This is a genomic window from Telluribacter humicola (assembly GCF_017355935.1).
GTDB lineage: Bacteria > Bacteroidota > Bacteroidia > Cytophagales > Spirosomataceae > Telluribacter > Telluribacter humicola.
Genome location: NZ_JAFIQT010000006.1, coordinates 26993 through 39239, shown reverse-complemented (window position 1 = coordinate 39239; position 12247 = coordinate 26993). Strand labels below are relative to the sequence as shown.

Here is a 12247-nt window from a genome sequence, read left to right as displayed (position 1 = left end):
ACACTAACAAAATTTACTACAACGGGTAAATTTGTACGTATAAAATTCATTGCGACATAAGTCAACACCTAAACTAATCAGCTATCATGATTATTGGCGTACCGAAGGAGATCAAGAATAACGAAAATCGCGTAGCCGTTACCCCGGCCGGTGTTACCGAGTTTGTAAAGCAGGGTCATACGATCTATGTACAGGCCAGTGCCGGACAAGGCAGCGGATTTTCGGATGAAGAATATACACAGGCCGGAGCAGTAATACTTCCTACTATCGAAGAGGTATATGCTATCGCCGAAATGATAATCAAAGTAAAAGAGCCTATCGAGAGAGAGTACTCACTCATCAAGGAGAATCAGCTACTCTTTACTTACTTTCACTTTGCTTCCTCTGAGCCACTTACCCACGCTATGATCGAGCGTAAGGCGGTATGTCTGGCTTATGAAACAGTAGAGAAAGCCGATCGTAGCCTGCCCCTGCTGGTACCTATGAGCGAAGTAGCGGGTCGTATGGCTATCCAACAGGGAGCCAAGTACCTCGAAAAACCAATGGGTGGACGTGGTATCCTGCTGGGTGGTGTAGCCGGCGTGAAACCTGCCAATGTACTGGTACTGGGTGGTGGTATAGTAGGTACGCAAGCCGCCAAGATGGCCGCCGGACTGGGTGCCAACGTAACCATTGTCGATATTAGTCTGCCGCGCCTGCGTTACCTGGAAGACATCATGCCTGCCAATGTCGATACTGTAATGTCCAATGAGTACAATATCCGTCAGCTCATCCAGAGCTCCGACCTCATCGTGGGGGGAGTACTGATACCCGGGGCCAAAGCGCCTTCGCTCATTACCCGTGAAATGCTCAAACTCATGCGGCCCGGTACCGTTATGGTTGACGTAGCCATTGACCAGGGTGGATGCTTCGAAACCTCACATCCGACTACCCACCAGGATCCTATCTATGTAGTAGATGAAATTGTACACTATTGTGTAGCCAACATGCCCGGTGCCGTACCTTATACTTCTACCCTGGCACTTACCAACGCCACGCTCCCCTATGCGCTGCAACTCGCGAATAAAGGATGGCAGGTAGCCTGTCAAACCAACGAAGAGCTGCGTAAAGGCCTTAATGTGGTCCAGGGACAGGTGGTGTACAAGGGTGTATCCGATGCATTTGACTTACCTTTTACTGACGTTACCAGCCTACTTACTAATTATACGGCGGTAACCGAATAGATTTTTCACTTCATAATCAACAGGCTAAAGCGGCCGGTCCTGGACCTGGCCGCTTTTTATTTTCTAAAAATATTACAATTAGTATCCCTTCACAGCTTGCATTACAAATACTTCTTCTTACTTTTGCAAAAATAGATAGAACGAACATCCGTTCAGTTCTCTGCTTCTACTCCGGGTCAGGCGACAGTATCGCCACCAGTTTAATCTGATTTTAACTGGTCCTTCCGAATTCGTCTTGCAGAGCCCCACGGATGTATTGTGGTGGACATTGCGCAATCCCTCTTTTTGAAATTTTTGGTAGCACTACATGGTTGTAAGGCCATATTGGTCTAATAATTTTAGGCTTTGCTGTAAACGTATAGTGCTGCTTGATCCCAGTTTAATACCTAGAATAATACTAATTTTTTTATAATGACAACTGAAACATTTGCCGACTTAGGGCTATCGGAGGACATTCTGAGAGCCGTAACAGAGATGGGCTTTGAGAAGCCATCTCCCATTCAGGCCCAGGGTATTCCTCCCGTTCTACAGGGCTATGATGTTATTGGCCAGGCCCAGACAGGTACGGGTAAAACGGCCGCATTTGGTATTCCGGTTCTGGAGCGTATTGATCCGTCCAGCAATGCCGTACAGGCGCTTATACTGTGTCCTACCCGTGAGCTGGCCGTACAGGTATCCGAAGAGTTGGGTCGCCTTGCCAAATATGTACGTGGAGTACGCATTGAAGTAATATACGGAGGTGACTCTATTGAGCGTCAGATTCGCTCACTTAAAAGAGGTGTACATATAGTAGTAGGTACACCGGGACGTGTGATGGACCACATGCAGCGTGGCACCCTCAGCTTTGAAGAAGTACGTATGATGGTACTTGACGAAGCAGATGAAATGCTGGACATGGGATTCCGTGAAGATATCGAAAGCATTCTGGCTGAAATGCCCGAAGAACGTCAGACTATTCTGTTCTCGGCTACGATGTCTAAGCCTATCATGTCTATCACCAAGCGCTTCCAGAAGGACCCTGTACTGGTGAAGGTAGTTCGTAATGAGCTGACTAACCAGAACATCGAGCAGGTTTTCTTCGAAGTAAAGCCACAGGCTAAGGTTGAAGTAATGACCCGCCTGATTGACATGTACCACCTCAATTCACTACTGGTATTCTGTAATACCAAGCGCAAGGTTGATGAGATCGTAGAAGAAATGCAGCTCCGTGGCTACGCCGCCGAAGGTTTGCATGGTGACCTGCGTCAGCAGCAGCGTAACAACGTAATGAGTAAGTTCAAAGCGGCGGTTACGACTGTACTGGTAGCTACCGACGTAGCAGCTCGTGGTATTGACGTAAGCGGTCTGGATGCTGTTATCAACTATGACGTTCCCCTGGATGAGGAGTACTACGTACACCGTATTGGTCGTACAGGCCGCGCGGGTATGTCCGGTAAGGCATTCTCACTGGTAGCCCGTGATGAGAAGTTCCGTCTGCGCCAGATTGAGAACTATACAAAGGTAAAGATTGAAAAAGGAGTTATTCCTTCGTACGAAGATATCGTAGGTGTACGGAAGGCTCGCTTTATTGAGAATATATCTGCGGCAATTCAGGAGGGAGATCTTGATCTCTATCATGATGTACTGGATAGTCTGCGCCACAGTGGCTTCTCCATTGAGCAGATCGTAGCGGCCATGGCCAAGCAGATTATGGGTGTTCAGAAGAACGAATACGCTGACAGTAATCTGGCCTGGGAAGAAAAGCGCAACAGTGACCGTCGTGAGCGCGGCGAACGCAGCGATCGTGGTGACCGCTTTGGTGATCGGGATCGTGGCAGCCGGTTTGACCGTGACCGCGATAGCCGTCGTGGTGATCGTTCGGACGCACCTCGTGGTGATCGTCGTAGTGATGCCCCCCGTGACCGTGGCAATTCAGCTCCCCGTACTTCGGCTGAGCCAGGTATGACCCGTCTGTTCCTGAGTCTGGGTCGTAAGGATAATATCCAGCCCCGTGATATTGTAGGCGCTATTGCCGGTGAAGCTAATATTCCGGGCAAGGCCATTGGTGCTATTGACATCTATGACAAGTTTACTTTTGTAGATGTACCGGAGCGTGATGCCCGTACAGTACTTCGCGCTATGGATGGCAACACCATCAAAGGCAAGCAGGTACAGATTGATATAGCTAAATAAGGCTGACAGTCATTCTTATAGTATAAGGGATCCATAAAAATGGATCCCTTTTCTATATAGCTAACGCTTTACTACTAATAAAGAAGCATCTGTTCATTACAGATGCCTCTTTTTAGTATTTATAATCGACTCACTCTACTTATTTCTGTCGCTTTGCACCGTTCTGCTGATCGTTACTGGGTCTCTCTGAGGTAAGTTCATCCCCTTTACGTGTAACATTGGTAGTTACTGCTGTCTTCACCCTTTGAGCTTCTTCAAGGTGCAACTGCAACGTTGGGATGTTCTTTACAGCCCAGCTTCTAAAGTCATTAGCGGGCATGGTAGGTTGCTCGTTTTTAGCATCGGTACCACCAGAAGTTCCGGCCGTTGCGGCCCTGTTGTTATCTCTGGATGTTCCGGAGCCTGCTGCTGTATTTCCTCCCTGGGGAGTACCTGTGACCGATGGCGAACCATCCACTGTAAGCGGACCCGTTTTTTCCGAATAATCCATCAACAACTGGATCGTCTTCTGATGCGAATCAACCATCAACTGAGCATAGGTACGATCAAACTCTACACCCTTGAGTCTTGATAACTCAGTGAATTTATTCATCCACTGCTGGCTCAGACGGGTAGGCATATCAATACCATTTCCCTCAGCAAGGCCTTTTAGTTCCTGATTCAAGGCACTGTGTGCTTTGACCATCATTTGCCCGAATCGCTTCACCTCAACATTACTGGCATTCTGCTGAGCCAGCTGCCCTAGTTGTACTTCCAGCATACTGCTTTCGGCTACATTTCTTGCAAAAGCAGGAGTGCTTATATTGTCGTCGGCTGTCCCACCTCTGGGACCATCATTATCTGCATAGCCCGTGTTTGAATCACTATGGAAGATTACATTATCCTGGCTCTCTATGTCCTGGGCAAGTTCGTGAGAACCATTGCTATCATTTTCAGTGTCTTTACATGCTGCTACCGATAGCATAGTTGCTACCAGCATTATATTTAATAAGTGCTTTTTCATATTTCTAGAATTGAATTATGGTGTTAAGTAAGGTTGTAAAAAAACATACCACCCTATTTGCCCTCGTTTCCCGTTTTTGATTTTTGGCTTCTTCCAAACAATAGGCCATACTTCAATAGTTAAGCTGCAAAGGCGTTATTTATCAACTGATTAATTTACAAATCAAACTACTGTGGCTACACTACCTCAAGCTTTAAAAAGTTCTGCCCTTAATACAGGCAGATTTCTGGGCCTGATGAAAGAGGCGCTACTGGTACTAAAGAAAAACGATCCGCTCAGAATGGCCGGGGCTACGGCCTTTTTTACCACGTTTGCTCTCCCTCCCATTCTTATTATTCTCGTTCAGTTGTTTGGACTGGTTATCAATCCGACTACGCTTAATTCCAAACTGATCAATGATATTGGAGCTATTATCGGCAAGGAAGGCGCCGCTCAGATCAAACTGGTTATAGAAAACATCAGAGCCCTGAACAAGGAGTGGTACATGACCGTAGGTGGCTTCCTGTTTCTGATGATTGTAGCTACTACCTTATTTAGCGTGGTAAAAAACTCACTTGATCAGCTATGGAGTATCCGCGTCAAAGACAAACCTGGTTTGGGGTTCAGGCTGAAGTTACGTTTGAGATCCCTGGGTATTATCTTCCTGGCTGGCCTGCTGTTCATCATTGGTATACTTTCCGAGGGCCTGATTGCTTTGATTGGTAACTACCTGGTATACCTGCAGCCAGGAAACAGCCTCTTTTTGACCTACCTGATCAATGAGCTGTTTTTCATTGCAATAATTACAGTTTGGTTCTCTATCCTGTTTAGGTACCTTACCGATGGCCGGCCCGACTGGAGCCTGGCCTTTATGGGTGGATTCTTTACGGCAATACTATTAAATGGTGGAAAGCTGATCCTACGATGGCTCCTGACTTATAACAATATTAGCACCATATACGGAGCCTCCGGGTCCATTGTTCTCATTATGTTGTTTGTTTTCTACTCCTCTATCATTTTTTACTACGGTGGAGCGTTCATCAAAGTACTTAGTGATACTAATGGCAAGCCCATACGCCCAATCAGGAAAGCCTACAGGTACGAAGTAAATGAAAGCAAAGCCGAAGAGAAACCTAGTACCTCCCGGCCAAGAACATAAGCTGTCATGTTCTACATCCATTTTGAGATATAATTGGTTGTAACTACACCGGGCACACCTTTTTTAACTATTCCGATCAGATAATAGAAGTACCACTAACTCCATAAACCTTGGCAAATACATTTTGGCAAAAAAATTATCAGCGACTGCAAAATTTATTCACTGCCTCCTATTGGAAGCAACTACCTCGCCGTATACGGACCTACAACTGGCGGGAGGCTAGTTTTAAAGATATTCTTCGTATTGCTTTTTTCACTATTGCAGGGTTGTTTATCCTGTTTGGCGCTGCCTGTGTCGCCTTCATCATCACAGTATGGATGGGCTTTTATGGGGAGATACCATCCCGAAAAGAATTAAGAAACAAGCGCAATGATACAGCCTCAGAGCTGTATTCGGCAGATAGTGTACTGCTGGGCAGGTACTTCATTTATGACCGCACCAATGTTAACTACAACGAGATATCCCCGGTAACCTTCAAAGCACTGGTAGCGACTGAAGATGCCCGCTTTTATCAGCACAGTGGCGTCGATATCCGAAGCCTGGGACGGGTAGCCGTCAAAACACTCATGATGCAGGATGAAAGTTCAGGGGGTGGAAGTACTATAACTCAGCAGTTAGCCAAGAACCTCTACCCTCGTCGGGATTACCGGTACCTTGAGATGCCTATCAACAAGCTCAGGGAGATGATCATGGCCCGGCGGCTCGAGATGGTATATAGCAAAGAGGAAATACTGGAACTATACCTTAACACGGTATCTTTTGGGGGCAATATATTTGGTATAGAAAGGGCCTCCAGACACTTCTTTAATGTACCTGCCCGAAAGCTCAAAGCTGAGCAGGCGGCGGTACTCATTGGGATGCTGAAGGCTACTACTTCTTATAATCCCATCAACCGACCTGAAAGAGCCAAACTCCGGCGCAACGTGGTACTGAATCAGATGGCCAAGTACAAGTACCTTACTCCAGAGCAGGCAGACTCCCTCAAGAAACTCCGACTGAAGCTAACCCGGGAACAAAAGGTACAAAACCAGAATATAGCTCCTTACTTTAGAGAGCAACTGCGCCAGGAACTGGCCGAATGGTGTGCCAATCAGACCAAGTCCAATGGTGACCCGTACAACCTGTATACCGACGGCTTAAAGATCTATACGACCATTGATTCGAGAGTACAGCTAGCCGCCGAGCGTGCTGTCAGGGCTCGTATGGCATCCCTTCAGAAGCAGTTTAATGATCACTGGAAGGGCCGCACTCCCTGGGGCAATGATAAGTCAGTACTTGACAACGCGCTTAAAGTATCGAGGAGATATCGGGTCCTGAAAGAGCAGGGACTGTCGGATGAAGAGATAAGAGCCATTTTCAGGAAGCCGGTGCCCATGACCTTATTCAGCTGGAATGGCGTTGTCAAACGGACGATGAGCCCAATGGACTCCCTGGCCTACTACCAGCGCTTTCTGAATACGGGGCTGGTTGCCATGGATCCCGAAACGGGCTTTGTTCGTGCGTGGGTAGGTGGAGTCAACCACAGCCTGTTTAAGTACGATCACGTTCTATCCAAGCGTCAGGTAGGCTCTACATTCAAACCGATCGTATATGCGGCAGCTCTTCAGCGTGGTATCGAGCCCTGTACGTACTTCCCTAATGTACTCACTACCTATAAGGAATACGAAGACTGGCGACCTCAGAATGCTACCAACCGCTACGGGGGTAAGTACTCTATGAAAGGAGCGCTATCTAATTCTCTGAATACCATCTCCGCGCAACTGATCCTGAAAGTCGGTGTAGATCCGACCATCCGGCTGGCCCGGAACATGGGTATCAGGAGCGATCTGCCGCGAGTACCTTCCCTGGCGCTGGGAACAGCTAATATTTCATTACTGGAGATTGTAACAGCCTATACAGCTTTCGCGAATGAGGGACGCCGCAGTGAACCTATCTATGTAACACGCATAGTGGACCGTACCGGCCGGGTACTCCGCCAGAACAGACCTGAGCGTGGCAAAAAAGTACTGATTGCTGAGAATGCGGCCATTATGCTGGAAATGATGAAAGCGGTAGTAGAAGATGGAAGTGCCCGCCGTCTGCATTCAGAGTTTGGATTGAAGCTGGATATAGCGGGCAAGACAGGTACTACCCAAAACCAGAGTGATGGCTGGTTTATTGGCATCGTACCCGGTCTGGTGACGGGCGTTTGGGTAGGAGCTGAAAGTCCTCTCGTACGCTTCCGCACGCTTGAACTTGGCCAGGGCTCCAACACAGCCCTACCCATTTGGGGAGACTTTGTTTCAAGAATTGTCGAAGACGATGAGGCTTCGGTTATAAAGGGAGAAAAATTTGAAGCCATTACTCCCGAAATAGAAGAACTACTAAGCTGTGCATCTTACATACCTGATCCACCACAGCGTGACCCCGATGATTCATTCTTTGATCGGGTACTGGAGTCGCTACCGTTTAATCTGGGCAATCCGGAGCGCCGGCAGGAGCGCCAGGAACAGCAGGAAATACGCCGTCAGGAACGGGAAGAACAAAAGGAAAAAAGAGGAGGCAGGCTCCGCAACCTGTTCAGGCGGAAGAACAGAAATGAACCTCAGGAAGAGCAATAGTTAACTCATCTTTGGCTACTCTTCGTAGTAGTAGCCAAAGATGATTCCCATTTCATCCTCACTGGTGAGTCCAAAGCGTATGGTCTTGCTGGTCGTGTTATTATAGGTAATTTCGGAAGTAAGACCTTCACCTGCTTTCAGCTCAATTGGGGCAGGAAAGTTCTTGATCAGCGGGTGTTCCCAATCCGTACTTTCGTAGACTATTTCACCGTTGCGGCTGCCCCCGTTGATCCGTATCACAAACTTCTCTCCCCGGCTGTGGGTATGTGACGTCAGCATCAACACCTTAATGGGCTTCTTAAATGTAAAAGTCTTGGAGACAGTCGTTTTAGTACCGGCGGCCAGAGTAAGCCCTTCATTTGCCAGATTCAATGACTGCACAACGTGCTTTACCGTTTCCTTCGGAGTAGTGTATAAGTTTACGTGAACCTCTCCCTGCATCGCCTTATCCGTCTTGTTCACGTAGTGCGAATTCATATCGTACGAGGCTCCTGCCGGTACCAGCAGAGCTGCTCCCTCCGGAAATGTATAGTCATGATCGGGGGTCTGGGTTCCGGTCCAGAAGATATGGTTCTGCATAGAAGCAAAAGTGGCGAAATTGACCGATCCGTTGGTATTCCGAATGTCACGCAGGTCATTCATAGTCGGTAGCTTCGACTTATCCGCAAAGTCATACAGGATAAAGTGGTGGCTTCCGGAGCGCATCTTTATCTCCACCCGATTTACATATAGCTCCTCGGTGTTACCCACCTGCTTCCGGCTAAACAATTCTCTTTCAAAACGGGGAGCTACCTCAAAAGGCCCCAGACGCATTTGTACTCCCTGCCCGGCAGCCGGAGCGGTAAGTCCAACAAAATCAACCTGGTTTGCCGGAGTTTTATCACTAAGCAGCGTGGTATCTACTACACTGCCGGTACGTGGTGCCCCAGCCTCAATCCAGCGACGGACAAATTCCGTCTGGCCTACACTCAGGGGCTCTCCACCCAGCGGCATAGGCAACCCATACTGCTTGCCTCCGTGGTGGGAGGCATCCCAGTTGAGCTTATGATACAGCAGGCTCTCGTTGGAGTTATAGGGCTTGACCCGCATCATACCTTCGCTCTTGGCATCCGGCTGGTTTGAGAGTTTATTGATCAGGTTTTCATAAGACTTACCTTTAGCCAGTACCAGGCTATGCTGCCGAAATGTACCATCGCTCTCGGAAGCATGACAGCCAGCAGTGGCGCAGGTTGGGGTCAATATCCGGTCCTGAATCAGGTCGTAGGTAGCCAATTCAGTCGGCTCCGTAACCGGGCTGTTTTCCTTACAGCTAACTACCGCTACCGCCGTAGCTGAGAGTAGTAGCCCATAGAGGTATATCTTTTTCATAAACTGGTATGGTAATACACGAGTGGCTAGTCAACGAAACTCTTCTTTGGTAAATAAACGGAAGGCAGAGCCGGTAAATTGGTCAGAAACGTAAAACAAAGTTTTCCTTTACCTGCTCTTTCCTGAAGTACACGAGTCCGATCCAGAACAAGTCTACGGTTACCGTAACCTGCGGATGCGCTTTTATGTACTCCCAGGCCTGGGTCATTTCGTCGGACCAGTAAATATCATCGAATATAAAGAGACTATCGTTCCCGGCAAAGGGCAGGCAGGCTTCAAAGTACCTGACCGTAGGCTCGTACCGGTGGTTGGCATCAAAATACACCATATCCAGCGTCTGATTCTGCCGCTGCAGCGTTTGCCCAAGCGTTTCATCAATATTACCCGTCACTACCTCTATACCGGATTCACCTGCCTTTTCAAAATTGGTACGTGCCAGCCGAACCGTCTCCGGACATCCTTCCAGAGTAGTTACCTTTCCGGCCGGATTGGCTTTGGCAAAATATAGGGTAGTAAGGCCCAGCGAGGTACCCAATTCAAGTACATTAGCGGGCCGGTAGTGACGCACCAGCCGGTGGAAGAGCCGCCCGAATCGCTCAGGCTTTTCGGCATTTTTAGCGATCTGCCGTACCTTTCGCTTATTAGAACGATTAACTCTTGAACCTGCCCCCAGATCCAGTACTTCTATTTCTTCGGTGGATGATAGCATCTGCTTACGAAGGGCCTGCAACTGATCATAATCAGAGTGCCGGTCCTTGGGGCGGATTACTTTGGTATACAAGTCGTAAACAAAAGGCGAATGAATAGCGTGCTCATTACCAGAGCGAAGCAAGTACTTGATGTAGGGAATAACCAAGGAAACTACAAACGTTTAATTAACACTATCAGCAAAGAAACGGCTGATTGGCAGGATAAACAAATGTAAGGATTAATTGAGGCGATATGGCACGATGAGCGTAAACTCCGGAATCACCACCCGGAACTGACGACCATCCAGTACCCGCTCCATCAGGTAGGTGCCGGCCATCTTGCCCAGGTTGGTTCGTAGGTTACAGCCCGATACGTACTCATGTACTTCACCGGGCTCCAGTACAGGCTGCTGACCTACCACTCCCTCCCCTTCCACCTCGCGGACGGTTCCGTTCGAATCATAGATTAGCCAGTGCCGACGTAACAGTTTGATTGTATTTTCGCTGTGGTTTTCGATCACTACCTTGTAGGTAAATACAAAATGAGCCTGACGCGGACTAGAGTAGTCCGGCTGATACTCAGTCAGGACGGTCACTTTAACACCCTCAGTCACTTCAGATACCATACAGCGTAGGAAGAGATTTATTTGTTAAACGAAAATAGTGAAGCTAAGTTTATAAATACAAGCCTCCATTCCTATTAATTTTAACATTCAATTTTTATTCCAGCCCATGAACGTTCAAATCGAAGAATCCTGGAAAAAGCGACTTCAGCCCGAATTTGAAAAACCTTACTTTAAGGACCTGATTCAGTTTGTCAAAAAGGAGTACGAAACCTACACCGTTTTTCCTCCCGGTCGACTGATCTTCAACGCATTCGAAAAGTGCCCGTTTGATACCTGTAAGATAGTTATACTGGGGCAGGACCCCTACCACGGTCCCGGACAGGCGCACGGGCTTAGCTTCTCAGTCAATGATGGTGTACGCAAGCCACCTTCACTACTGAACATTTTCAAGGAAATACAGGACGATTTGGGTAAGCCTGTCCCCACATCGGGTAATCTGGAACGCTGGGCCGTACAGGGAGTACTACTACTGAACGCCACCCTTACCGTACGACAAGGTGAAGCAGCTTCGCACCAGGGCAAAGGCTGGGAAACCTTTACGGACGCAGTGATCAAACACCTAAGCGATGAAAAGGAGGGGGTAGTATTTCTGTTGTGGGGTAAGTACGCGCAGGAAAAAGGAAAGATCATTGATGAGGCAAAACACCATGTACTCAAAGCGACTCACCCCTCTCCTATGGCATCCAAGTGGGGAGGCTGGTTTGGTACCAAGCACTTCAGCAAGACCAATGAGTACCTCCGATCCCAAGGCCAGACTGAAATAAACTGGTAGCTTACAATTGTTGGTACCTTAAAATAAAAAGAGCCGCATCAATGATGCGGCTCTTTTTGGTACTAATCCTCTTCTTCTTTTATTTCTGAATGTCTGAATTCACTTCGAGTATATTGTCCCAATGAGCTTTGTTTGATGCCACAAACTCCAGACGCTTGGGGTGCTTGGTAAATGAAGCTATCCCTTCTTCATTTCGGAATGTGATGTAATGTACTACGTCAAACTCGCCGTTGGTACTTTCATTGGCCAGTACACGTCCGGCCGAATAGCCTACAATATCAGGTATCTCACGACGGAGGCTGGCAAACTCGCGCAGGTGCTGGTCAATGTCGGCCTGAGTGGCATCCGCTTTGAACTTCACACATACAACGCGCTGTATCTCGGCTTTCTGATGGGGAGTATAAGCTCCGTAGATAATCAACATAAAAACACCCAGTACAAATACCGGGAGCATATATCCGAAAAATTTATTTTTAGGTTTCATTTTTGAATGCTTGGCTAGAGAAATAAGCGATGTGTATTATTTACCTCACAAAGGTAAAAAGAAATTTAAATATTGAACTATTTCAATAATAAATAGTATCAATTTGGCAAAATAACCAGTTGGGGAAATTTTTTATATTAAATAAGGTAGAGAAGGAAATAAAATTCTGATA

General features: G+C 47.5%; 10 protein-coding genes. 5 read left to right on the top strand and 5 right to left on the bottom strand.

From position 1 onward, the window contains the following. Positions 1 to 86: 86 nt before the first annotated feature. Both ald and JUB14_RS21120 read left to right on the top strand, forming a co-directional pair. On the top strand, positions 87 to 1223 hold the full coding sequence (ald, locus tag JUB14_RS21125) for an alanine dehydrogenase (protein ID WP_207508821.1): 1137 nt from the start codon (positions 87 to 89) through the stop codon (positions 1221 to 1223). Between the two features lie 411 nt (positions 1224 to 1634). Further along, on the top strand, positions 1635 to 3395 hold the full coding sequence (locus JUB14_RS21120) for a DEAD/DEAH box helicase (RefSeq protein ID WP_207508820.1): 1761 nt from the start codon (positions 1635 to 1637) through the stop codon (positions 3393 to 3395). Between the two features lie 139 nt (positions 3396 to 3534). Here JUB14_RS21120 and JUB14_RS21115 read toward each other — a convergent pair whose 3' ends face one another. Continuing rightward, the gene (locus JUB14_RS21115) at positions 3535 to 4398 is read right to left on the bottom strand and encodes a DUF4142 domain-containing protein (protein WP_207508819.1); all 864 of its coding nucleotides are present in this window, start codon (positions 4396 to 4398) and stop codon (positions 3535 to 3537) included. 235 nt (positions 4399 to 4633) lie between these two features. Between JUB14_RS21115 and JUB14_RS21110 the strand changes: the two genes are divergently transcribed. Both JUB14_RS21110 and JUB14_RS21105 read left to right on the top strand, forming a co-directional pair. Then, positions 4634 to 5536: a YihY/virulence factor BrkB family protein gene (locus tag JUB14_RS21110; protein ID WP_207508818.1), complete on the top strand. Its 903-nt coding sequence runs from the start codon at positions 4634 to 4636 to the stop codon at positions 5534 to 5536. Positions 5537 to 5646: 110 nt separating this feature from the next. After that, the gene (locus JUB14_RS21105; protein ID WP_207508817.1) at positions 5647 to 8136 is read left to right on the top strand and encodes a penicillin-binding protein 1A; all 2490 of its coding nucleotides are present in this window, start codon (positions 5647 to 5649) and stop codon (positions 8134 to 8136) included. 15 nt (positions 8137 to 8151) lie between these two features. Here the strand turns inward: JUB14_RS21105 and JUB14_RS21100 are convergent, their stop codons facing one another. The 3 genes from JUB14_RS21100 to apaG all read right to left on the bottom strand — a co-directional run bounded on the left by JUB14_RS21100 (position 8152) and on the right by apaG (position 10819). Beyond that, positions 8152 to 9504, bottom strand: a complete 1353-nt coding sequence (locus JUB14_RS21100) for a monooxygenase (protein WP_207508816.1) — start codon at positions 9502 to 9504, stop codon at positions 8152 to 8154. Between the two features lie 82 nt (positions 9505 to 9586). Continuing rightward, positions 9587 to 10360, bottom strand: a complete 774-nt coding sequence (locus tag JUB14_RS21095) for an O-methyltransferase (RefSeq protein ID WP_207508815.1) — start codon at positions 10358 to 10360, stop codon at positions 9587 to 9589. A gap of 72 nt (positions 10361 to 10432) precedes the next feature. Continuing rightward, positions 10433 to 10819, bottom strand: a complete 387-nt coding sequence (gene apaG, locus JUB14_RS21090) for a Co2+/Mg2+ efflux facilitator ApaG/CorD (RefSeq protein WP_207508814.1) — start codon at positions 10817 to 10819, stop codon at positions 10433 to 10435. A 106-nt stretch (positions 10820 to 10925) separates the two neighbouring features. Here apaG and ung point away from each other — a divergent pair, with 106 nt between their 5' ends. Next, on the top strand, positions 10926 to 11591 hold the full coding sequence (gene ung / locus JUB14_RS21085; protein WP_207508813.1) for a uracil-DNA glycosylase: 666 nt from the start codon (positions 10926 to 10928) through the stop codon (positions 11589 to 11591). 79 nt (positions 11592 to 11670) lie between these two features. Here ung and JUB14_RS21080 read toward each other — a convergent pair whose 3' ends face one another. After that, on the bottom strand, positions 11671 to 12075 hold the full coding sequence (locus JUB14_RS21080) for a Dabb family protein (protein ID WP_229368097.1): 405 nt from the start codon (positions 12073 to 12075) through the stop codon (positions 11671 to 11673). Between the last annotated feature and the right edge of the window lie 172 nt (positions 12076 to 12247).